Below are 20,870 nucleotides of genomic sequence, written 5' to 3' on the forward strand. Positions count from 1 at the left end.
CCGAAGGAGGTACTTCGTCGTGAGATGGCGAAGCGCAATTCGGAGAGTTCGAACGCGGTCAGCTGCTAGACCGAGCCCCCCCCATCCGTTGTCTCTCGCTTAGCGCGCGACCAGGGTTAATCGGTCGAGTCTTGGGACGGCAATCGGTGTCATGTGCATCGAATGATCGCGATCGCAGTCACTCGATCGCATCCCATCGTCTTATTCGGATGCTTACTTGTCAGCCCTTTTCGCCGGCATGGTCGCCGCGTTGCCGCGTCATGACGCGTCAGGACGGTACATCAAATTACCGACCCTTATTCGGCCTCGTCAGGCTGCCCCGTTTCGCCGTTCTTCAGCCTCCGCCAGGTCGAGTAGTCTGGTCATTGCGTCACCCTTCGACAGACGATGACGGTATGCGAAGTCTTCGAAGCGCTGGCGGTCCTCGGGCCTAGCGCGGACGTGAACTGCATCCGTAAACGTCGCTTGGCGAACTTTCGCCGCTGGTCGTGTCGGCGCGATAGGACTCGGCTTTTCCGAACGGAAACCGAGCCCCTCCCCTGCCGACTTGGCCTCGGCTACCTGCTGCGGGGTCGGCACGGGAATATCGTCATCGACTGCAAAGCTGCCGATGCTCCGACGCGACACGGGCGCTGCTTTCTCGGTCATGCCACGACCCCTTCGTTGAGCAATGCCAATACGTCGTCGCGAAACGCGGCCGCGTTCACGCGAGCGCTATCGAGCGAACCGACATCGGCCGTCGTCATCTCAGCCAGCGTCCCCCCGATGCTGAAGAGCCCCCTGAACGCGCCCCGTTCTGCCAGTGCTGTGCCGATAACCTGGATGCCCGCCTCTTGAAGGTTCGCAAGGACAGCCTTTAGATCTCGCGTCCAGAGCCGTGCCGATGCAGGTGCCCGCGTCAGCACCGCAGCGAAGGCTATAGGGCGTTGGCGCGCTGTCCCTGCGTTGCGAACGATCTTGAATGCGCGAGCAGCCTCAACCGCGTCCAGTTCCGACCCTTGGATCGGTATGAGGGCCAGATTGGACATCAACAGCGCGTTGGTCGCGCGCGCGCTCGCCTTCCCTTCTAGATCGACGATCACAAAGTCAGCGCGCTTCCTGGCGGCGTCGATCGTTCCAATGATCTCGTCCTCGTCGATCTCCGGTATTACATCGATATTGTCCGGCTTGCCCGCTTTTGTCGCCCACCGGGCGAGAGGAAAGTTTGGGTCTGCATCGATAAGCACGACGCTGGATCCCTGCGCAGCGATTTCGGTCGCGAGGATGAGCGCCGTGGTGGTCTTGCCGACACCGCCTTTAGGCGAGAGCATGGTGATTACGGGCATTAAAAACTCCGGCGAAGGGTGCGGCCTGCTCGGGAGCAAGTTTAACTTGTCCGCTTGTTACACGTGCGCCGCTTGATGGACAAGTGAAACATGTAGCGTATGTTAACATGATGGACTTGCTCACCTTGTGCACTTGCTCACGCTGGGCGCTCGCGCGCTTTTGGCACATGCTCGCAATGGGAACATTTGCATTTGTTGCGCAAGCTCATTCATGCCGCATGCTCATTCATACCGCATGCTCATCTGTTCCGCATGCTCATGTGTGGCACATGCGCACCGGTCGAACATGCTCATCTGTCAGACATGTTCACCTGTGCCCCAGGGCTCACTGGTTCGGCACGTGTCCGTGCGCCACATGCTCATTTGTACCGCATGCTCATTTGTACCGCATGCTCACATCTGAAGAAATGTCCACCCGGCGCATATGTCCTCGCGGGCCACTTGCTCGTATTGCGAACATGTAGACGATGTGAACATGTGAAACATGTGAACTACGTGAACATGTTCACAGATTGACATCGCCCTTACTACCATCCCGCATGGACCCGGATTCCGCTTGAGGCGGCGATAGATCGTTTCGACCGAATCACGAGCATTTCTCTATCACTTGTCCAACCTTCGATTCTCAAACCCGGCTTAGGCAATCTCGTCCAGGGGCCTATTGGGGAGCCCGAAGCTGGATGGCCAGACGGCTCTATGCGACAGCCAGTTTCCGTATTATATCCTCTGCATGGCAAAGGCTCATCTCGTGAAAACCGAAACGACCGTACGGGACTCCAAGTCCGGGCGGATGGTGACGCTACGCGGGGCTGGCGCGCTGAAGGGACAGTTGACGCTCAAGAAGAGCGTCGATCTGACCAAGCCGATCGCGTCGCAGGCGATCAAGGGCGTGAAGTCCCGCAAAGCCGATGACGCGCACCCGAAACACTGAGCTTTGCCCGGCGTTCTTCTCGACACTCACGCGCTCTATTGGTTGGTCAGCGGCGAGGATGCGCTGAGCGAAGACGCGTTGGTGGCCATCGCTGACGCGCAGGCGGCCGGGCAGCTCCTGGTGTCGCCGATCACCGCATGGGAACTATCGGTCGCAACCAAGAAGACCCGTGTCGCGGGGCGGCCGCACCTTGGCGACGAACCACCCGACCAATGGTTTCGCGATGCCGTGGAAGTGACGGAAGCGCGCGTCGTCCCGATCCACCAACGGATCGCGCTTGAAGCAGCCAAAGTTGTGACCGACACTGGCCATAAAGATCCGGGCGACTGCTTTCTGATCGCAACGGCTCGTATCAGGAAAGTCGCGCTGGTCACGCGTGATGGAATAATTCGTACGATCGCGGAGGACCATCCCGGCTATATCGACTTGGTCGTCTGCTAACCGCCGACGTAACGGACCATTCTCTATCGACGGCCGCTTGCAGAAATGTGGGATCAACTTCGGCCCGTACAGCAAGCCGAGTGCAAGCCGTCTGGAACGTCTGCGCCGCTAAGAAGGTGCGGTACGACCACGGGTAGGGAAGTCTGGACCACGAACGGTCATCTCGACTGCATCGTAGGGGCGCTGAAGCGCGACAACATCGTCATAGGAACCGCGCAGCCAAGTATCGATGTCACCGGGCTCAAGGATCGTGATCATCGCCTTGGGGTGAATCGGCGCGACGAGGGCGTTGGGGTCGCATGTGACCATCGTGAAGCCGTCACCCTCGGCAGTGCGTTGCCAGAAGCCGGCGACAGCGAAGACAGGCTGGTCAGTGACGCTGAACCACATCTCACCTTTGAGAGGTGGCTTACCGTCGCCCAGATCATGTTTTTCGGGCGTGAATTCCGCGAACTCGGTGAGCGGGATCACGCACCGGTTCTCCGGCTTGGCAGCGAGCCTCCGCCATTGGGGCAGGGCGAGCTGGCGGACGTTTGTCATTGGCCATGGCGCTAGCCCCCCAAGAACGTCCCACGTCATCACGTCCCAGAATCGTTCGCCTTCCTGCTCGCGGATCACATAGTTGCGGCTCTTCGGCCGCAACTCGGCGGGGTTGAACCGATTGTCACGGGGACGCTCACTGAACAGCTTCGCTGCAGACCCCCAGAGCGTTTCGGGTTCGCCGGCATATCGGGCTCGGTTGCACATCGATCCATCCTATGACGCGGCGGCCGTAATCACCACATGCTCAATTCAGACCAGACTAAATCGACGAACCACGCATTCCCTTGTTCCCAGTTTGTTCTTTCCGGGGTTATGAGGGGCGACGAGTTAGGGATTCAGATCATGTTGCTGCCGATCGCGCAGCCGGTCCCGCTTGCCGTGATGGCGCCGGGCTTCCGGCTGAAGCCGATCGGCGTAGCGGGAGCTGGCTTTCCGTCACCCGCCCAGGACTGGGAGGAGGACGCCATCAACCTTGTGGAGCTGTTGCGGCTCAATCGAGCCGCCAGCTTTGTCTTCCGGATCGACGGGAGTAGCATGGTCGACGCCGGCATCGCCGATCGCGACGTTGTGGTGGTCGATCGGATGTTACGCCGCGCAACGGCCATATCGTGATTGCCGTCGTGGCCGGTGGATTCATCTGCCGTCAGCTCGTCCAGCGGGGCGGGGTGCCATATCTGGAGGCCCGCAATAGCCGGCAGAGCTACCCCGAGCAGATCGCCGACGATCAGACGGAAATATGGGGCGTCGTGCGGGCCGGTGTCCGCGACTATCAGCGATAGGCGCCCGCATGACCCATGCAATCGTCGACGTCAGCAACTTCTATGTCTCATCAGAGAGGGTCTTCGACCCGAAGCTACGGCGTGTGCCGGTCATCGTGCTGTCGAACAACGACGGTTGCGCGATCGCGCGGAGCGAGGAGGCAAAAGCGCTTCACATCAAGATGGGCGATCCGATGTTCAAGATTCGGGACATCGTCAAACGGCACGGCATCGAGGTCCGCTCCTCCAATTACGAGCTTTATGCCGACATGAACCGGCGCTTCAATGCGGTGATCGCCGAGCATAGCGACGTGGTGGAGATCTACTCGATCGATGAGAGCTTCTACCGTCTGCCGGTTTTGCCCAACGGCCGTGGCGATGTCGCCGCAGCGCATAAGCTTCGTGCCGCGATCCTGCGGGACGTCGGGTTGCCAACACGGATCGATCTTGGACCGACCCGTGCTCTATCGAAGGTCGCGAACGCGCTGGCCAAGGCGACCGAGAAGGTCTGGGATGGAGTGGTCGATCTCCACGATGCCGAGCTGCGCGCCCGGCTTTTCGCCGAATGGCCGGTGAAGGAAGTGTGGGGCATAGGGTCGGCGCTGGCCGCGCGGCTCCATCCGCTTGGCGTCCGCACGACGGCCGATCTGGTGGCAATGCCACCAGCGGCCGCGCGCGATGTCGGCACTGTCGTTCTCGAGCGCCTGGTGCGCGAGCTGAATGGGATCGAGTGCGACGGCTTCAAGCCGGAGCCAGAGGCGAGCAAGGCGACGGCGGTGACGCGCCAATTCGGCGCACCGGTTACGGATCTCGACGAGTTGCGCGAGGCGATGGTGCGGCGCGCCGTGCGCGCGGCCGAGAAGATCCGTCACCAGGGCCTCTCGGCGACGCGCCTGATCGTTTTCGCCCATGGGTCGCGCTATCGGCCAAACCCGCCCTCTGCGAGTCGGCAAACACGCATGACGCCACCCAGCAACGATCTACGGATCATTGGCGGTCTGGCCGGCAGAATGATGGAAGCGATGTATCAACCGGGGGGAGTGTACACGAAATGCGGCGTCTTGCTCGAAGAGCTGGTGCCAGAGGGCGCGGGGCAGGGCGACTTCTTCGCGGTCGCCGATTCGCGCGCGCCGGGGCTGCTGGCGGCGATGGACGGTCTCAACGATCGCTTCGGGCGCGGGACGGTTGGGATTGCCGCGCAGGGGTTTGGCGCGCGCGCGTTCGATACGAAGCGGAGCCAGAAAAGCCCGGCATGGACGACACGGATCGCCGAGATCCCGGTCGCCCGTTAGGAGGGTGGCCCGCAGGCTAGGCTCACGTCAGGGATCGTTACCCGGAGGGCCGAGACCCGCAGGGGGCTCGGTGCAGCGTTTAGCGGAATAGAGCCCGGCCCCGCCTGGCAGGCGGGGAGACGCCCGCACGGTAGGTTTTGCGGTCCGGGCGGTTTATAAGACAAGGCTGTCAAAGGTGCGGAGCGAAGGTGAAAAAGTCCGATCTTAAAGAAGCCGTTCTCCTCGAAATCGAGACGGGCCTCCTGCAACTGCATCAGCGAAGTTCGGGACTAAGCAGTCTTGTGGATACGCCGGAATTGACGTTTGAATATGCGGCTGTGGCGTCGCGGGAACTGATTGTCGATGTTGGCGAAATATCCCGCCACAACATGCTGCTTGTTGAGGAGATGATCGTCGCAATTCGATCATTGCAACGGGCAAACCAGGCCAAGATGTCGCGTACCAAGATCCCGCTGCGGCACCGGGTATCGTTGGCGCAGCTCATCGTCCTGGGGATCGCCGCAGTGATCGGGGTGTTCTTTACCGCCTATCTGATCGGGTTCGTGAACGGCTTTCCCGAGGGGTGCGCGCGCGGCATCCGCGAGGCGATGGCGCAGCGGGCGGTGTGAGACATGACGAGAGCGGGGCGGCAGCGCCGCCCCGTCTTGCGGTTACTCTTCCCAGAGCGGCTTGAGCTTGCGGGTCCGCTTGCGAGCGGGCCGGGGTGCCGCGGGCATCCCGTGTATCGCGATCTCCGCTTGAATGCTGGCCAGGTCCGCGAGCCATGCTTGGGTGCGTGCGATTTGAATGTTCATCTGATCCTCCTTCTGTTCGCTTGAGACAGAGGCGGGCTGACGATCGGGTGGGGTCGGGGTCACAGGACCGCGTAGCGGCCGCGCCAGCGGGGCGTGGGGGTGCCGATTTTGTCGTGGTTGGAGTGGAGCGCAGCGAAAACGGAGGCCGCGTCAAAATTGGGGGCACCGCGCATCCTTGACGCCGGCCCCACCCGGTCGTCACGATGAAGCGTCGTCGACGACAGAGCCTTTCCGACGGTGGTAGGGCAGGGGGCGCTGCCACACAGGTCCCTCCCTTCTGCCTCCGCGGTATCAAGGCAATTGGACGGTCTGCGATGCCAGAATCGCGCCGGTCAGCGCGTCGCTGTCGATCTCACCGGCAATGTAGCGAGCGTTGAGCTGCTCGATCTCGTCGGAGAGGATGCCGCCCTCATGGCGGATGTTTCCACGTGCGAAATCGACCTCGCGATTACGGCGTGCGCGCTCGGTTGGGCTGATCCGGTTGATCGTTTCGACGTTCATGATGCGATCCTTTCGATAGATGGTGGAAAGCCCGGGGGGCTGAGCGTCGGGGCGGTCTGCGTCATCGTTCATCGACGCGCATGATGGTGAGGACACGTGTGGTCCGGAACGGATCAGCCGGATCCTCCGAGCCTGCGGTCAGGTCGAGATTGTAGTAATCAATCTTCCAGTAGCAGGCGGTGCCCTCGAACTCGAACCGGCCCATGTCGCGCTCGCCGTGCGGGTTGATCGCGTCATCGAACCGGTCGTAGTCGCGCACGGTACGGATCAGCTCGGCGCGCTTGCGGAACCCACGGAAAAGGCTGACGTCGCCGATCAGGTCGGCGATCCCGATAGTCATCACGACGCGGTTGTTGCCGGGAGTGGTGATGTATTCGCGGAGCCAGTCGTTGAGCCGTGCGATATCGGCCGGCCCGCCCTTGGATGGCTCGGAATTGGAGGTTTGGTCGGCCATGTCGGTCTCCTTGTCTGACCCCGCCAATCGGGGCCTTCGGCAGGCGACAGGACCGCCGAGGCATAGCTGGCTCGCGCACCCGCAGGGTCGAAACGCAGTGGAGAAGTCCGCTTGGCGGACTTGCGCGGGAAAGCGCCTCGGCGAGGACGTAGGAGCCCGAAAGGCCCCTCGGGATGGCGGCGAGTTGGAGACCGGTCGATCCCGAACCGCTGGACGATGCCGGGCCGGGAGGACTATTGTCGCGTCTATGGAAACGGTTGCCAATATTGTCGCCCTGTGGCCCCGCTGGATGGAGAACGCCGGCACGATGCTGCGGATGAAGGCGCTGGTTCGCTCGCGCTGCTGTCAATGCGGGACGTTGATGCGCGTCGAGATGGAAGATGTCGTCGCCCGCCACGGTGCCGACTATTCGCTGGTCGACAAGCTGGAGCGCTGTCGGATGGTCGAGTGCTACGGCTCGACCTTCTATCTGGCGGCACGGACCTATGGCGGGCAGTGGACGACGCTGCTGCGCGAACCCAGGCTGCTCGAGGCATTCGAGGAGCTGCCACCCGTCCGGACGGCATGGAGTTGATCGCCACCAACCGTAGGCGGTGAGCAAAAAAAGGGGGCGTAAAGCCCCCTTGGTGTCAGTGCCGCAGGATCGACACCAGCGTTCCAATCGCGGTCAGGGCAACGATGGTAAAGCCGATGATGCTGATGACCCAGGTCTGGGTCTTCATGTGCGTCTCAAGCGACCGTTGCAGGCCGTCGATTTTCTCCTGAAGCGGCTTTGTCGCGTCTCCAACCATGTTGTCGATATACTCCTCGATGCTGGCTACCACCAGCTTTGCCTGATCGTCGCGTACGTTGATGGATTTGAGTGTTTGGTACAGGTCTACTTGCATAGCGTTCTCCCGTTGTTTGCACGAATTTGTGCGGGAGTACCGGGACATGGGCTCCGGGCGATCGGGTCAGGGACCGCGAAGCGGCCGCGTCAGCGGGGCGCGGAGGAGCCGATTTGCGTGAGCCAAACTGGAGGTGCCGCGCATCCTTGAGGCGTGTCGCCGCACCCATGTCATACTACCACGACACGAATGAGCAGTTCTCCGAGAGGTGCCGCGAAGCGTGGGGATGCGGCGGGCTCGATGCCCGTCCTGGCTCCTGGTCTTTGCGCCGAGAGGTGCGGGGGCCTTTCGGCCCCCATCCGGTCAGGCGAAAGGGTCGTACTCGTTGACCACAACGAGCGAGCTATCGTGATCTTCTGCGGTGATGACGCTGTATTGGGTGCCGACGGCGATGACCATGGTGATGACCATGAGGTTCCGGGCGAGGCTGAGAGCGGATTTGCGGGCGATCCAGATATCGTTGAACATGTTCGAGGCTCCTGTGAAGCCGGCGGGGTTCATCCCGCTCGACAGGCGCCCGACAGGGACGGGGAGGGGCCGCGATCACTTTTTTACGCTGCGGAAAAAAGCCGTAGCGAAGCGCCCGGACCCCTTGCGGGTTGATCGTATAAGGCCCCGAGCCGTCCCAAGGATTGCGCCTCCAAGAGCGGGGTGAAGCTCGTCGGCCGGAGCCTCGTTGCGCAACGCTGGATCGCCCATGCCGCCGACCTCGCCTGCAAAGTGACGGCCTGCCTGATCCCGTCCTCACTCTGCGTCACTTGACCGATGATGTCGGTGCGCCTGGGTGCAACGAAGCTCTCCCGGGTCTCCGGTGGAAAGAAGTTGCCGCTTTTTGGAAGAAGATTTCCTGCGCGCTCCCCGCGCCGTCAGTTGATCGTCACCCGGATGGGCCGAGACCGGCACGGGCTCGGTGGAGCGAAGCGGAATAGAGCGACGGTCCCGGCATCGCCGGGAGACGCCCATCACCTCGGACACTTACCATGTTTTCGATGGTTCAAGTTGCATGGCCGATGCAAAAACCCGTCACGCTTTAGTTGTGGATGATGATCCGCTGATCCTTATGGACGCTAGTGCAATTCTCGATGATGCCGGTTTTTCCTGTCACGAAGCCGGGACCGGGGCTGAGGCGATTGCGTTTCTTGAGGTCAATCATCGAGCGGTCACGCTGCTATTTTCCGATGTTGAGATGCCAGGCGACATCAACGGTTTCGGGCTTGCGAGGCATGTCGATCGGCACTGGCCGCACATCGAGATTGTCATCGCCAGCGGCCGGATCAAGCCGGAAGCCGGCGAGCTGCCGGACAAGGCGACATTCATCGGCAAGCCGTTCAGCGCGCGCACGGTGCATGAGCATCTGCGCGGCACGATGCCGGAGGAAAAGCAGCCGGAACCACTGAGGCACGCGGGTTAGGCGAACGCGGGAAGAGGCCCGGAGCGTAAGCTCCGGGCCCTGCTTGCCTCGATTCAGAAGGGGACGTCATCGTCCAGATCGTCCTGGTTCTGGGTGGCGCCCTGCTGTTGGCGACCCCGGCTGAGGAAGGTCACTTCGTCGGCGATGATCTCGACACCGAAGCGCTCGACGTTCTCGTTGTCGGTCCAGCGGGTGTAGTGGATGCGGCCCCGGACCATGACCTTCTGGCCCTTGTCGACATACTGGGCGACGGTCTTGCCGACGCCGTTGAAGCAGGTGATGCGGTGCCATTCGGTGTCCTCGACCCGGCGACCGCTGTCGTCCTTGAGGATCTTGCCTTCGCTGTCGCGCTTGGGGCGCGAGGTGGCGAGGCTGAATTGGGTGATCTTGGTGCCGCCCTGCGTGGTGCGGACTTCGGGGGTGGCGCCGACGTTGCCGGCGAGGATGACGAGGTTCTGCATTTCGAGGTTCCTTTTTTTGTTCGCCGGGGGTCCGTCCCCTCGACTGAACACCAAAAAAGACGGCCAGGACGGCCTCTCCACCGGAGCGCGCAGACGCGAAAGGGAAACCCAGATCGGAGGGGTGGTGCGGGCAGCCGCGCAGCGGCAACTCGGCCCGAATGATCGCGGGTTGGGGAGGGCGGACGGCCGGATTAGGTCGTTCAGGAAAGAGAGGGGATGGCCCCCCATGGGCGGGCAACGGACAGAGAACCGCATGCAGGACCAGCTTGTCGCATCGATCTGCCAGCAATGTCGGCGCCTCTATCGGTCACCACGGGCGGCGCGATACCCTGCCTGCCGTCGTCTTGCGCCGATCGCTACGCGGGCAACCTCTCCCGGATGACGGTCGCGGCGTGGACTATGGCACTGCCTTCCTGCCCAGGCGCGCGCGCCGTGCCCCTGTCGACATGGCCTGAAGGTTGGTCGCTACGCGATCCCCCCGCTGGGCGGCTGAGACCAGAGCGCCGCTGTCGTAATGCCGATCGAGGCTTTCAACCGGGGTGCAAGGCGGGGCCTGCGCGGACCATCGTAGCAGCGTGACGCACCATGCCCCTCAACCGAGGCAGACGGTCGGGGCAGGGTTCCGGGCCTCACCCCCCCGGAACCTGCTCTGCGTCAAATATCAGGGCGCGCGAGCGCCCACGTCATGCGATCGTTACCTAATGGACGAGACACTGAAAGTGGCTCGGTTGAGCCTCGGTGAAATAGAGCGCGACCCGCCCTGCAGGGCGAGGACGCTAAATGTCCCTGTATCTCTTCCAGATCTCGGCCATCGTGTCGCGGTAGCCCCATTGGTCGGCGTACACGGTCGCGTTTTCTGCCAGATAGGCCATGATAATCAGCATATCCTCGGCGATCACCGCATCGAGATTGCACAGATGGAGGATCGGGAAGTGTCCTGCATCATCGCCGTTCCACCAAGCCAGAAGGAAGTCCGCAACTTTTGCGGACGCGCCGGTCTCGGCCGCCCTCGTGGCGGGAAGGGCGATCGGCACCAATCGGGCCAGAGCGGCGCCGACGTCATCGAACGATACGGCGCGAATGGCAGGGCGGCGCGCTGGTGATGTCTGATCCTCGGTTATTCCTCCTGTAGTTTGTGGTGTAGCGTAGCCGCAGAGACGCTGCGACGTTCGCGTTCGGAGCGGAGTGCCTCGACCATGGTGAGGTCACGATGCGTCTGGATAAGATGCGCAAGCCGATCATCCGGCAACAGCCCGGGATCGAGCGTCGGGCCTTTGGTCCGCGGCGCGGTTCGACCAAGGTCGAGCAGCGTCTTGCGGTTGGTTGCCTCGACGATCAGCGCGCCGAGTTCGGCGCGCGTCCATACCCGCTCGAGACCGTGAAGTTCCGCGCCGGGGTATCGCGCAGCGCTGAGGCGCGCGACGAGCCGCGCGATCGCGGCAATTTCGCGCGATGCGCGGATGCGGTCCGGGGTCAGTTGGCGTGCGGTCGCCTCAAAGCGGTGATAGAGCGGCGTGCGTGGACGCATGATCGCCGACTGGCGATGGAGTTCGCGGTGCCAGGCCGCGAGGCCGCACCACGGCTGAACCGCCATGCCGGAGGTGGCGGCCGGCTCGCCGGGTATGTCGAACAGTTCGAGCTGGCGCGCGCGTGCGGGCGCAATCGGCGCCGCGAAGCGCCGAGTGGTCGGGCGTGGCATTGCCGCCTCCGTTATGGGGTGTGGAACAGGTCCAGTTGGGCGGCGCGCGCGGCACGCTCGCGGCCTTCGGCGATTTGCGCGGCGAGCCACGCCTTCTGCTGGCCGATGCCCATGCCAAGCATGGGGACGACAGCGCGCTCGCCAGCGAAGGCGAGCAGCGGTTCGCGGTAGAGGCGACCGGCGAGGAAGACGATCGGGCCGGCGTAGCGCGGCCCGATCGCCCGGCGTAGCTGGCAAACCGTTTTCTCGCCCCATAGACGCCGCTCTGCGGCCGTCAGATCGCAGAGGGTGGCGTCATAGGGCGCAAGGCGCTTGGTAGGCTCCACAAGGCCGTGTGCGGCCGAGCGGACGTACCAGCGCGCGCCGGTCTCCTCGACATAGGTTCGCGCTTTGCGGAACCAGTCGGAGCGGTAGAGGTCGGCTGCGGGAGCGCGCCAGTCGAGTTTCTTCGAGACGCAGGCGATCAGGCAGATTGGCGGCGCCGAAGGCGCGTCGCCGGTCATGGATCGATCAAGCCAGGACGGCGAGGGCGCGCCGGGGCACCGAGCTGGTCGATGGTGAGCTGACGATGGATTGTCGCCGGCAGGTCGGGGATGTGTCGGCGCGCGATGACGATCAGTGGGTCGGGCGCACAAACCTCGCCGTAAAATGCGCCAAGCCAGATTGAGGGCTGTTCGTCCTCATCCTGGCCGTCGCCGGTCCAGATCTGGAGGAAGAATGACGCGAGCGGCGCATCCCACCCGATCGACAGGCGGGTGTTACCGTTTTGGAAGTCGTGGCGGCTCATGCGGACGTCTCCCTATTCGGACAGTTCGACGAGGCGTTTTTCAGCGTCGTCGAGTGTCGTTTTGGTCAAGGCGTCCACCCGGCTTGGGCCTTGCCGATTGCGGATCCAGCGCAGGGCGTTACCGTTGGGCTCGCTGTCATCCTTGCCGAACAGGTAGAGGTCAAGGAGCTTGCTCTTCCAGCGTCGTCCGTTGCGGCGACGAAAATCGACGAGGGTGCGTAGTTCCTCGTCGGTCCATTCGGGCATGGGAACGCGGACGGGTTTGGTGGTGTCGGTCATGGTCCTCACTCGGGGTTGGGGCTTGTGGCTCGGAGGTAGCGGAGGAAATCCCGGCTCCAGGTGTGCGGGATTGGCTTGGGCGGGCGCTCATGCGTCACGGTCGGGCCGTCGAAGAGATCGGGCTGTCGCCCGATCACGAGGGGCTGGGTGACGTAGCGCGGTTGCCGGATGCAGTCGCGGGCCATCAGGCCGCGACCAATTCCGGGTAACCCGCGCGGAGGTTGGCGATCGCCGCTTCGCCGTCGGGGAAGGGCGGGCGCATGATGCTGATCGCGGAGCGGATCGCGCCAGCTAGATCGGCGTGGTGGATCCTGGGTGCCGTGCTGTCGGGATACTCGACCGGCGCGGTGAAGCCGGCATGAAACCAGCGTCCGAGCCCTTCGTCGACGCGCTCGGCGTAGCAGGCGTGGGCTTCGTCCGAAGGATCGAAGCGTAACGCGAGTTCGGTGTAGCGCCCGAAATCATGGTTGGAGGTGTCGTGCGCGAAGGCCGCACCGGCGGGGGGCAGGCCGTAGCGCGCGATAAGTGCGGCTTGGTAGCAGTCGACTTCAAGGCGGTTGAGCCGTTGGAAGTCGGGTGTCCGGCCGAGCTGAGCGCAATCTTCTTCGGCAGGGCTCGCGCCGATGGTCAGGGTTTCGATCATGGTGATGGCTCCGCGCGGACCGGGTATCGGACCGCTCAAAGCCGCAAAGTTGCCTCTCCTCTCTCCCGAAGCGTGTTACTCGGAGAGGGGCTGGGTGAAGGTGCCGCTACCATCGCGGAAAGCACCGACGACATTCCCGCCATCCCAAAATCCGCCAACGATTCCTTTGCGCGGGATGCTGCCGATCGGCTCGCGGCGTGCGACAAGAGGGCAGGCACGCCGAGTGTCGCGATCGACGGGATTGCCCATCATGTCCTGCGCCTGGCGGAGCGGCTTCATGGGTTCACCTCTAACATTGTTGGGGGATGCGAAAACGGCTGCCCCGTTCCTGCGATGCTCGGGAGGGCGGTGTCAGCCGCCCGTCGCGATGCCGAGCAGGAACGGATCGCACGATGCCGCGATGTCCTCGGGCGTCAGATCCTCGGAGGCGAACAGGTCGCGGTCGGACATGACCGCACGCGGAGCGGCAGGATTGTCAGTCATGACGACGTGGTAGGTGTCGCCGTCAGCGGCTGCGCGGCGCAGCGCGAAGCGCCAGCAATGCGCAGCCGTCTGGAATGGATTAGGGCGAGGCATCGGGTTACTCCATCGGTGTTGTGGGTGAGAATGATCTCCTGCGGCAAAGACGCAAGAGGCGAAGCCGCTGGCGGGAAGCCAGCGGCCGAGCCGAAGCTCAGGCGACCTTGCGGTCGCGCTGAGCGTTCTGTGCAGCGGGAGGGGTTCCGAGCGGTCCGCGGCGATCGACCACGCGGATGCCGGCCTTCTTGGCGTCGATCACTAGACGCTCGGTCACACCGTTGCCCTGGAAGGCGATGACGTAGCGGGGCTTCAGCGAGAGCATCTGCTCGTTGCGACGGAAGCCGGCACGATCACCCAACTTGCGATCGAGACCGAAGCGGACTTGCTGGATACCGTTCTGTTCGGCCCACGACGCCGCGATGCGCTCGATCCCCTTCATGTCGCCGCCATGGACGAGATACATGTCGCCGACGCGCTCCCGGACCGCACCCAGGGTACGCAGCAGATTGTCGCCAAACGCCTTCATGTCCTCGTCGGTCCGGAAGGTCAGCCGCCCCCCGGCGAACACGACGGGGGTGCCCTGTGCCGTGTTGGCGTCGCGGACGCGCTCGCGGCGAGCCTGAAGGAAGGCGCGCCCGTCAACGATTGCCGATGTCACCCCGAGCGAAATGCGGTTGCCGGTCGACGGGATCCAGGAACGGCCGGTCTCGCGGATATAGTGTGCCGCTGCGGTGTCGCGCATGTGTTCGTAGCAGGTGGCGGCTTCCTCGATCTTCTTGGCAAGGTCGATCTTGTCCTCGAGGTTGGCGGTGTTGATCTCCGAACCGTCTTGTTCGGCCAGGAGGAGCCTGATCTCGTCGGTGAGACGGTCGATGGTCGCGTGCTTCTTCGCCGCGGCCCGGTGGAAGAGGTTGACCAGGCCCCAGCCCATTTCTTCGATGTCGCGCTCGAGCGACGTGTTCTGGAGGGTTGCGAAGAGGTCGCTCCAGATTGCGGTGGTGGTCTGCTCAAGTGCCTCGGTCGAGGGCGGGCACATGCCCGAAACGTCTTCGGCGCGGGGTTCGAGGTGTCCAAGCTCCAGAGCGGAGAGTGTGGCAGCAAGGGAAGTGGTCATGGGGTCAAGCCCTTCATCTGATCGAGGCCGGCGGCCTATCCGCCGGATGCGCACCTCCTGGGCGGCCGAATAAGAGGCGCCCGCACCGCAAGCGTAGCGGAGGGAAACCGCAAAAACCGGGGTGGAGCGGGCAGCCGCGAAGCGGCAACTCGGCCCGGATTTTTGCGGTTGCGGGGGTCTCGCGGCCGCCCATATGCCGCATCTCTCTGGCGGAAGGCCGTCGGGCGTCAGGTGGCGTCGGGCGCAGACGTGACCACGTTTGCTGCTATGGTTGAAGTGGGGCTCAACCCGAACCCCGCAATGTCGTCGAGAAGTGCCTGTCCCGTTGCGCACAAACGGACCATCGCCGCTGGGGTGATCCTCAACGCTCCATCGGCGCCGATCGCATCGACGATGATGCGGATCTGGTCGACCAGATCCTCGCTCCGGGTCGCGGCAAAGCCCGCGCACGCCGCCACCTCAGAGAACAGGCCCGGGACGGGCAGGACGGAGGCATCGCCGCCATCCGGGACAAAGCGCCAAGGATCGACGTCCGCACCTTCAGCGATCGCGCTGACATAAGTGGGATGCTCCGTATCGAGGCTCTTCCACCCGTCGGTCGTATGCGACGCATCGATCGCGGAGCGGCAGGCGCTGACGACATCTTCCGCCTCGACCGTGATTTCCGCACGGTAATGGGCAGGGTACTCGAAAGGGGCGGGTGAAGGTCTTCATGGGACCGGACTCCTGAAGGTTGGCAAAATGGGCGACCCAAGCGGTTCGGGTCATTCGTAGCGGGGACGCTCGGCCGGAAAGGCGAGAGGGGGCCAGCCATCGTGGACGCGGGCCTCGAAGCGACCGGCGGAGAGGACGCTGCTGATCTCGCGCGCGTGATCGCCGACGTTCCAGTCGCGATCGAGATGCGCCTGAACCTCCAGCGCCATCATTCGGGTGCGGTCCTCGTGACCCTGGGCAAAGGTGACGCCGAATGCGGTCAGTGCCAGGTCGGTGCAGAGTTCGCCGGAATCGTAATACCAGCCACCTTCCTCGGGGCCGCCATAGAGCCGTTGGACGAGGTAAACGGCAACGCTGTGCATGATGATGATCCTTTCTCGAGCATGAGCCCAAGGCTCATCTGTCCAAAGGATGCCTCCCCTTCGGGAAACTGTTTCAGTCGATCACGCGCCAGCCAGCAGCGATCCAGCCTAGGCGATTGGGCGCATATTTCGCGGCCGTGGCGAGGATGATCTTGCGGCGCGTATCGGAGTCGCTGGTGTGGTCCACGATCGCGGCCGCGTCGGCGGCGCGCGCGGGCCAGCATTGATCCGTATTAAGCATCGTGACTGGAAACGCGGTCGATCCTTCGACGACGAATTGCTTGATGATCGGATTAGGCATCGTGACGATCTCTGGCGAGCGCGTCGGACGCGCGATGAAAGTCGTCGAGCCAGCGCTCCATCGGGGCGCGATGCTCGGGCGGAAGCGCGGCCTGTGCCGCCTGAAAATCGAGCAGCGCCGTCGGCGCGTCCTCGATGATGCGGTCGACTTCTGCCGGTGAGAGGAGGCCGCGTTCGCGGATGAACTCCGTGATGCTGCCGGGACGCGGCGTCGCACCGCGACGGCCAAGCACCGGCCTGCGCCACAGGCCCTCGACATTGCGGAGGCGGGGCTTGGCTCGCGCCTCCATCAACACGATGATGCGCAGCTCCTCGGTTGAAAGCTCCAGCACCTCGTCCGGCTTGATGCTCCCGCAGAAGTAGCAGCTCGACTTGGGTGGGACGGGGAGGCCGGCGCGCGCGATGCGCGCCTCGCAGTCGGCTCGCGACCATTCCCATTCCCGCAAGGGATAGCGGTAGACGTAGCGAGGATTTTCGCACCCGACCGCGTGATGGTAACGCTGCGTGTCGCGTCCCGAGGCGTCGTAGCCGATCAGTTTGACGACGCGCCCGCCTGCGTCCCAGCAGCGGCGCGCGGGTTCCCACTGGGCAGTCCAAGCATCTTGCGGGGCCGCCTTCCATTTTTGCGAGCACGATCCCCCACCAAATACCACGGAGGTCAGGGTGGCGTTGGTCAGCATGTTCTCGGCGATGCCCGCATAGGGCGGCCAATGTTTGAAGTTGCGGGGCTGGTAACGGACGATCTCGGACGGGATGCCGCGTTTGGACATCCAGGCCCGGAACACGGGGATGAAAGCATAGGTCGCCGATTTCTCGGCGCCGGGGTCGGCGAAGAGAACCATGTCGACGGGCTCGCCGCGTGTCGCGAGCTCGACGATCATGGCGGTGGAATCGACGCCTGCACCCCAGGCCGCGATGACGGGCGGCCGGTCAACCACTGGCGGCGTCCTTGGGGACGATCGCCGGATGGATGATCCGGTAGGCGCGTTTGCGAAATGCCGGAATCCGGCAGAGCAAGCGACTTTCCGGGTCGCGGAACAGCGGGGTCTTGCCCTTGGGATTGGCGACCACCTCGAAGCGGGTGCGGTCGCTGCCGTCGCTGAAGCGCATGGGCTCATCGAAGATGATGGTCTGTCCAGGCTTCGGGGTCGGCTTGGCGCGATCGAGCTTGCGCGCGAGCAGGTTGGCGCGGCACCGCGCGCGCCATGCCAGGGCGTATTCGCTGTCCGTTTCGGTCAGCTCGTCGAGGATGGCGCCCGGGCATTCGCTCTCGTTCGGCCCTACCGTCTCGTCCATATCCTTAAAACCGAACGTGCAGCCGTCGCGCGCGCCGGTGCTGGTCTTGGTGAGGCAGACGATAGCGAACACCAGTCTGTCGGCGTCGTCGTCGATGCGCTCGCACGCCGCGTAATAGGTCGATCCGACCATGGCAGAGGCCAGCACGGTCAGACGATGTGTGTCGCGCTGGTAGGTGAACTGGTTGTCGAGATAGGAGCGCGGGGTAGCGAAGCCGCCCAAATCGCGCATGAAGAGCCAACCCATGATAAGTCTCCTGTGTGTGAGGATCACGCGGCAGCGGTGAGGCGTAGAGCGCCCACATCGCCAATCGTCGCGGTGAGCCGACGCTGAAACGCGCTCGCGTCCAGCAGCTCGGCGATCGGCGCGCGCTGAACGGGGCCAGCGTGTTCGCCGCCCCGGCAGCGGTTGAAGGTAATCTCGCTGTCGGGAAGGAAGCTGTGCGGACGCACACGGATCGAAATATGCGCGTGGCGCAGTTCGGTGGTGCCATCGTCGGAAAGGCCGCGCATGTCCGTATTAACGAGGATGTCGTGCGCCGCGAGGCCAATCGCCTCGGCGAGCGAAACGAGAGCGAGGCGCGCCTGACGATGGAAGGTTCGCTTCGCCGCAGGATCGCCGACGACGCTGTTGCCGGCAATGTCGAGCAGGGCGGATCCTGCGATGACGGTCAGGCGGTCTTGCGCGCAGCGCAGACGCAGGTCGTTGGTGCTGGGCGCACCACGTTCGGCGACGGATGCCAGGTTGCGGATCAGCAGCAGGATCGACGCATCGCGGTCGATCGGCTTACCGGCTCGCCTGCAGTCGGCAACGCCCGCGTTCAGGGCATGGAGCGCTGCGGGCAGGGTGCCGAGCGCATCGGGGGAAAGCGCCTCGTTGTGGCGGTAGTGCGTATCGTAGAACATGGCCGAACCTCCTGAGCCCCGGGGCGCGCTCAAAAGGCCGAAGGCTTCCTCTCCTCTGTCAGAAAGCCGGTCTCGGTCGTGAAGGAGCCGGCGATCACTCGCCGGCGTTAAAGTTTCAGAGCTTGTCCTTCAGACCCTTGGCAGGCGTGAATGCCACTTTTTTCGAGGCCGCGATCGTAATCGCTTCACCGTTCGCCGGATTGCGGCCTTGACGCTCCGGACGATCCTTGACCGTGAACTTCCCAAAGCCAGGAACCGCGACCTCTTCGCCTTTAGCGGCCGCGCGCGCGATCTGATCGAAGACAGCCGTGATCGCCTTCTTTGCGTCAGCTTCACTCGATCCAGTCGATTCTGCGACGCCCTTGGTCAGTTCACCGATATTCATGGTATTTGCGCTCCCTTTGAAAGTCGCCAAGTTTAGCTATAGCAACCAGTGTGGTGAAGCCTAAAAGCCCTTGGCGTGGCGGCGTTCATGGCGGGCCTGCATGGTCGCCAAAGGCGCCGGCAGGGAGCGTCCAGCGATCCGCCAGGATCGAGAGACGCCAGACCGGATCGTCGGCTTGCGCCAATTCGTCGGGATGCAGCGTCACTGCCGGAAACGCAGTGCCGCGGTTAGCGAGCTGTGTGACGGTGAGCAAGCGATGGATGGTCTTACCGCTCGCGGCTTCGTGAGCCGCGACCCGTCGAAAAGCGGCAGGGAAGACGAGCCGAAGCGTCGCCCATTGGTCGGGCGATCCGAAGATGCAGGCTCGGCATGACAGGCGGCCCCATCTCAGGACGTAGGCCGGGTGAGGACGAATCCGCGCTTGCGCAATCACGTCCCAGATCAGGCGTTCGGTCCAGTCATGGACCGGGCGCCAATGATGGACCGCACGCGCGAGGGTCGATGTGCGATGCGGTTCGAGCGTCGCGTAGCGCGCGCGCGACGAACTTTCCTCGGCGCGCTCGCCTGTGATGACCAGCGTGCGGCCGTCGAGGAAGCGCGGTTGATTTCGGATCGCGGCCGCGAGGACGTCGATCTTCAGCGCGGGGCTGCACCAGCGCACCCGAAGATCGGGAGACGTTTGGGGGAAGAGCCCGCGCGTGCCGGCAGGGCCGTTGCCTCCGGCACGGCCGATGCCGGTCGGCGTCTCGAACAGGATGGGCGCGGTCGGCGCGTCGTCGCGCGCCAGCTCGCGCGCGAAGCCGCCCTCGCGCCAAGAAACGTAAAGCGCGATGCCGAAGTGGTCGGCGATCGCGCGCACGTATCCGGGTGTGCACGGCCAATCCATGAAGGTCGGGCCATGGCCGTCGACATCATGGTGATGCAGCTCGATCGCGTGTGCCGGCACGCCGAGGCTGAGGAGGTGGAGCAGGGCGGCAAGGCTGTCCTTGCCGCCACTGAACGCCACGACGAAGCGCCGGTAGGCGCCAAGGTCGGGGAGGGCGGCCTGCCCGGTCATGCCGCTTCACGGATCTGTTCCTCGGGTTCGGCCGAGGTGTCGAGGCCGGTCGCGCGCAGCAGATAGTCGGCTGCGGCTTCGGCCTTCGCCGCAGCGGTCATAATCGCGCGGCTGTCCTTACGCAGGACCTTCAACCAGGACCCAAGATACGCCGCGTGATCGTCGAGGTGCGACGTGGGGAGACCGAGATCCGCGCCGAGCAGCGCGGATGTCATCTCGGCGACCAGTTCCTCGAATGCGTAAGCGTCGTCGCCAAAACGCTTGCCGAACTCGCGATTAAGCCGGTTGGGGTGGCCGCTGGCGTGACCTGCCTCATGGGCTAAGGTCGCCGCGAAAAATGCGCGAGTGGAAAACAACTCGACAGGCGGCATCGTGATGCTGTCGGCGATACGGTCGTAGAACGCTCGATCGCCGCGCTGATCAACCTTCACGGGTAGAGAATCGATAAAACGCTGCGCGCGCTCTGGGAGCGCGTCGGCCGGGGGCACGACGTTGACTGGGCTCGGATAGAAGTCGGCGGGCAACCCGTCGATCTGGTCGCAATTAAATACAGCATACGAGCGCAGCACCCGGCGCATTTCATCGGTCATGTCGCCGGTGACGACGGATTCGACCGTTTTGCTGTAGGATTTGTAGAAGATCGCGATCTGCGAACGCTCGCCTTCACGGACCTGGCCGCCAAGCACCTGGCTTTGCTTGTAGGTCATCCAGGTGCGCGAGTTGTAACCGGCACTTTCGGCGCAGAGCCACAGCCAGAAGCAGTTGATACCTTTGTATGGGTCGCCGGTTGCGCGCAGCGGACGGCCGCCAAGGCCGGGGCGCCACGGTTTGACCCAGGGCCGTACCCCGGACTCGAGCTTGTCGATGATCGTGTTGGTGATGATGTCGGCAGGCGACAGCTTGTCGGTGGTCTTTGCCACGATCGTTCTCCTGATTAGGTGAGGCAAACCCGCATGAGCATCCTCCCCTCTGGAAGAGACTGTGACGGGTCACAAAAAGAGGGGCGACACTC

General features: G+C 63.7%; 33 protein-coding genes and 1 pseudogene. 7 read left to right on the forward strand and 27 right to left on the reverse strand.

All coding sequences use genetic code 11. The features are described from left to right. Positions 1–309 precede the first annotated feature (309 nt). A complete protein-coding gene (locus tag ABIB28_RS13290) occupies positions 310–648 on the reverse strand; it encodes a hypothetical protein (RefSeq protein WP_354288578.1) in 339 nt (112 codons plus the stop codon). Then, entirely contained in the window at positions 645–1,325 is a 681-nt protein-coding gene (locus tag ABIB28_RS13295; RefSeq protein ID WP_354288579.1) for an AAA family ATPase, read from the reverse strand. The genes ABIB28_RS13290 and ABIB28_RS13295 overlap by 4 nt, the downstream gene beginning before the upstream one ends. Before the next feature lie 748 nt (positions 1,326–2,073). Between ABIB28_RS13295 and ABIB28_RS13300 the strand changes: the two genes are divergently transcribed. Together ABIB28_RS13300 and ABIB28_RS13305 are read left to right on the forward strand one after the other, a co-directional pair. Further along, positions 2,074–2,256 (forward strand): hypothetical protein, encoded by a 183-nt coding sequence (locus tag ABIB28_RS13300; RefSeq protein ID WP_354288581.1) that lies wholly within the window; start codon positions 2,074–2,076, stop codon positions 2,254–2,256. A 3-nt stretch (positions 2,257–2,259) separates the two neighbouring features. Beyond that, positions 2,260–2,697, forward strand: coding sequence for a type II toxin-antitoxin system VapC family toxin (locus ABIB28_RS13305; RefSeq protein WP_354288583.1), 438 nt, complete (start codon positions 2,260–2,262; stop codon positions 2,695–2,697). A gap of 108 nt (positions 2,698–2,805) precedes the next feature. On the opposite strand, the gene ABIB28_RS13310 is transcribed toward ABIB28_RS13305, so the two are convergent. Beyond that, positions 2,806–3,444, reverse strand: a complete 639-nt coding sequence (locus ABIB28_RS13310; RefSeq protein ID WP_354288584.1) for an SOS response-associated peptidase family protein — start codon at positions 3,442–3,444, stop codon at positions 2,806–2,808. Positions 3,445–3,582: 138 nt separating this feature from the next. On the opposite strand from ABIB28_RS13310, the pseudogene ABIB28_RS13315 reads away from it, so the two are divergent. From ABIB28_RS13315 to ABIB28_RS13325, 3 genes and pseudogenes are all read left to right on the forward strand, one after another. Beyond that, a pseudogene (locus ABIB28_RS13315) lies at positions 3,583–4,019 on the forward strand (LexA family protein). After that, positions 3,977–5,290, forward strand: coding sequence for a Y-family DNA polymerase (locus ABIB28_RS13320; RefSeq protein WP_502958245.1), 1,314 nt, complete (start codon positions 3,977–3,979; stop codon positions 5,288–5,290). Before ABIB28_RS13315 ends, ABIB28_RS13320 begins: the two are co-directional and overlap by 43 nt. Before the next feature lie 188 nt (positions 5,291–5,478). Then, positions 5,479–5,898 (forward strand): hypothetical protein, encoded by a 420-nt coding sequence (locus tag ABIB28_RS13325; protein ID WP_354288585.1) that lies wholly within the window; start codon positions 5,479–5,481, stop codon positions 5,896–5,898. Between the two features lie 42 nt (positions 5,899–5,940). On the opposite strand, the gene ABIB28_RS13330 is transcribed toward ABIB28_RS13325, so the two are convergent. From ABIB28_RS13330 to ABIB28_RS13340, 3 genes are all read right to left on the reverse strand, one after another. Then, on the reverse strand, positions 5,941–6,084 hold the full coding sequence (locus ABIB28_RS13330; RefSeq protein WP_354288586.1) for a hypothetical protein: 144 nt from the start codon (positions 6,082–6,084) through the stop codon (positions 5,941–5,943). A 291-nt stretch (positions 6,085–6,375) separates the two neighbouring features. Next, positions 6,376–6,585 carry an antitoxin VbhA family protein gene (locus tag ABIB28_RS13335; protein ID WP_354288587.1) on the reverse strand — a complete coding sequence of 70 codons (210 nt, stop codon included), beginning with the start codon at positions 6,583–6,585 and terminating at the stop codon, positions 6,376–6,378. 61 nt (positions 6,586–6,646) lie between these two features. Continuing rightward, positions 6,647–7,039: a DUF3768 domain-containing protein gene (locus ABIB28_RS13340; protein ID WP_354288588.1), complete on the reverse strand. Its 393-nt coding sequence runs from the start codon at positions 7,037–7,039 to the stop codon at positions 6,647–6,649. A gap of 289 nt (positions 7,040–7,328) precedes the next feature. Between ABIB28_RS13340 and ABIB28_RS13345 the strand changes: the two genes are divergently transcribed. Next, positions 7,329–7,613 carry a hypothetical protein gene (locus ABIB28_RS13345; protein WP_354288589.1) on the forward strand — a complete coding sequence of 95 codons (285 nt, stop codon included), beginning with the start codon at positions 7,329–7,331 and terminating at the stop codon, positions 7,611–7,613. Between the two features lie 55 nt (positions 7,614–7,668). On the opposite strand, the gene ABIB28_RS13350 is transcribed toward ABIB28_RS13345, so the two are convergent. Both ABIB28_RS13350 and ABIB28_RS13355 read right to left on the reverse strand, forming a co-directional pair. Beyond that, the gene (locus tag ABIB28_RS13350) at positions 7,669–7,926 is read right to left on the reverse strand and encodes a hypothetical protein (RefSeq protein ID WP_354288590.1); all 258 of its coding nucleotides are present in this window, start codon (positions 7,924–7,926) and stop codon (positions 7,669–7,671) included. Between the two features lie 303 nt (positions 7,927–8,229). Next, a complete protein-coding gene (locus ABIB28_RS13355; RefSeq protein ID WP_354288592.1) occupies positions 8,230–8,394 on the reverse strand; it encodes a hypothetical protein in 165 nt (54 codons plus the stop codon). Between the two features lie 535 nt (positions 8,395–8,929). On the opposite strand from ABIB28_RS13355, the gene ABIB28_RS13360 reads away from it, so the two are divergent. Next, positions 8,930–9,337, forward strand: coding sequence for a response regulator (locus ABIB28_RS13360; RefSeq protein WP_354288593.1), 408 nt, complete (start codon positions 8,930–8,932; stop codon positions 9,335–9,337). A gap of 53 nt (positions 9,338–9,390) precedes the next feature. Here the strand turns inward: ABIB28_RS13360 and ABIB28_RS13365 are convergent, their stop codons facing one another. From ABIB28_RS13365 to ABIB28_RS13455, 19 genes are all read right to left on the reverse strand, one after another. Further along, positions 9,391–9,798 carry a single-stranded DNA-binding protein gene (locus tag ABIB28_RS13365; RefSeq protein ID WP_354288594.1) on the reverse strand — a complete coding sequence of 136 codons (408 nt, stop codon included), beginning with the start codon at positions 9,796–9,798 and terminating at the stop codon, positions 9,391–9,393. A 776-nt stretch (positions 9,799–10,574) separates the two neighbouring features. Continuing rightward, positions 10,575–10,919, reverse strand: coding sequence for a DUF7673 family protein (locus ABIB28_RS13370; protein WP_502958248.1), 345 nt, complete (start codon positions 10,917–10,919; stop codon positions 10,575–10,577). Continuing rightward, positions 10,916–11,497: a hypothetical protein gene (locus ABIB28_RS13375; RefSeq protein ID WP_354288597.1), complete on the reverse strand. Its 582-nt coding sequence runs from the start codon at positions 11,495–11,497 to the stop codon at positions 10,916–10,918. The genes ABIB28_RS13370 and ABIB28_RS13375 overlap by 4 nt, the downstream gene beginning before the upstream one ends. A gap of 11 nt (positions 11,498–11,508) precedes the next feature. Then, positions 11,509–12,000 carry a DUF6884 domain-containing protein gene (locus tag ABIB28_RS13380; RefSeq protein WP_354288598.1) on the reverse strand — a complete coding sequence of 164 codons (492 nt, stop codon included), beginning with the start codon at positions 11,998–12,000 and terminating at the stop codon, positions 11,509–11,511. Next, positions 11,997–12,284 (reverse strand): hypothetical protein, encoded by a 288-nt coding sequence (locus ABIB28_RS13385; protein ID WP_354288599.1) that lies wholly within the window; start codon positions 12,282–12,284, stop codon positions 11,997–11,999. The genes ABIB28_RS13380 and ABIB28_RS13385 overlap by 4 nt, the downstream gene beginning before the upstream one ends. A gap of 12 nt (positions 12,285–12,296) precedes the next feature. Then, on the reverse strand, positions 12,297–12,563 hold the full coding sequence (locus ABIB28_RS13390) for a hypothetical protein (protein ID WP_354288600.1): 267 nt from the start codon (positions 12,561–12,563) through the stop codon (positions 12,297–12,299). A gap of 184 nt (positions 12,564–12,747) precedes the next feature. Then, complete coding sequence (locus ABIB28_RS13395) at positions 12,748–13,206, reverse strand: hypothetical protein (RefSeq protein WP_354288602.1); 459 nt, start codon at positions 13,204–13,206, stop codon at positions 12,748–12,750. A 75-nt stretch (positions 13,207–13,281) separates the two neighbouring features. Next, positions 13,282–13,485 carry a hypothetical protein gene (locus ABIB28_RS13400; protein WP_354288603.1) on the reverse strand — a complete coding sequence of 68 codons (204 nt, stop codon included), beginning with the start codon at positions 13,483–13,485 and terminating at the stop codon, positions 13,282–13,284. Between the two features lie 72 nt (positions 13,486–13,557). After that, on the reverse strand, positions 13,558–13,782 hold the full coding sequence (locus ABIB28_RS13405; protein WP_354288604.1) for a hypothetical protein: 225 nt from the start codon (positions 13,780–13,782) through the stop codon (positions 13,558–13,560). Positions 13,783–13,879: 97 nt separating this feature from the next. Then, entirely contained in the window at positions 13,880–14,839 is a 960-nt protein-coding gene (locus ABIB28_RS13410; protein WP_354288786.1) for a DUF2493 domain-containing protein, read from the reverse strand. A gap of 227 nt (positions 14,840–15,066) precedes the next feature. Further along, complete coding sequence (locus tag ABIB28_RS13415; protein WP_354288605.1) at positions 15,067–15,297, reverse strand: hypothetical protein; 231 nt, start codon at positions 15,295–15,297, stop codon at positions 15,067–15,069. A 306-nt stretch (positions 15,298–15,603) separates the two neighbouring features. Then, positions 15,604–15,915, reverse strand: a complete 312-nt coding sequence (locus ABIB28_RS13420; protein WP_354288607.1) for a hypothetical protein — start codon at positions 15,913–15,915, stop codon at positions 15,604–15,606. 73 nt (positions 15,916–15,988) lie between these two features. Then, a complete protein-coding gene (locus tag ABIB28_RS13425; protein WP_354288608.1) occupies positions 15,989–16,216 on the reverse strand; it encodes a hypothetical protein in 228 nt (75 codons plus the stop codon). Then, positions 16,209–17,153: a hypothetical protein gene (locus ABIB28_RS13430; RefSeq protein ID WP_354288609.1), complete on the reverse strand. Its 945-nt coding sequence runs from the start codon at positions 17,151–17,153 to the stop codon at positions 16,209–16,211. The genes ABIB28_RS13425 and ABIB28_RS13430 overlap by 8 nt, the downstream gene beginning before the upstream one ends. Then, positions 17,146–17,757: a DUF6927 domain-containing protein gene (locus tag ABIB28_RS13435; RefSeq protein WP_354288610.1), complete on the reverse strand. Its 612-nt coding sequence runs from the start codon at positions 17,755–17,757 to the stop codon at positions 17,146–17,148. The genes ABIB28_RS13430 and ABIB28_RS13435 overlap by 8 nt, the downstream gene beginning before the upstream one ends. A gap of 23 nt (positions 17,758–17,780) precedes the next feature. Beyond that, positions 17,781–18,416, reverse strand: coding sequence for a hypothetical protein (locus ABIB28_RS13440; RefSeq protein ID WP_354288611.1), 636 nt, complete (start codon positions 18,414–18,416; stop codon positions 17,781–17,783). 115 nt (positions 18,417–18,531) lie between these two features. Continuing rightward, positions 18,532–18,801: an HU family DNA-binding protein gene (locus ABIB28_RS13445; RefSeq protein ID WP_354288612.1), complete on the reverse strand. Its 270-nt coding sequence runs from the start codon at positions 18,799–18,801 to the stop codon at positions 18,532–18,534. Positions 18,802–18,886: 85 nt separating this feature from the next. Continuing rightward, the gene (locus ABIB28_RS13450; protein WP_354288613.1) at positions 18,887–19,858 is read right to left on the reverse strand and encodes a phosphoadenosine phosphosulfate reductase domain-containing protein; all 972 of its coding nucleotides are present in this window, start codon (positions 19,856–19,858) and stop codon (positions 18,887–18,889) included. Beyond that, on the reverse strand, positions 19,855–20,778 hold the full coding sequence (locus tag ABIB28_RS13455; protein WP_354288614.1) for an ArdC family protein: 924 nt from the start codon (positions 20,776–20,778) through the stop codon (positions 19,855–19,857). Before ABIB28_RS13455 ends, ABIB28_RS13450 begins: the two co-directional genes overlap by 4 nt. Positions 20,779–20,870 lie beyond the last annotated feature (92 nt).

This window comes from Sphingomonas sp. UYEF23 (assembly GCF_040546165.1).
Taxonomy (GTDB): domain Bacteria; phylum Pseudomonadota; class Alphaproteobacteria; order Sphingomonadales; family Sphingomonadaceae; genus Sphingomonas; species Sphingomonas glacialis.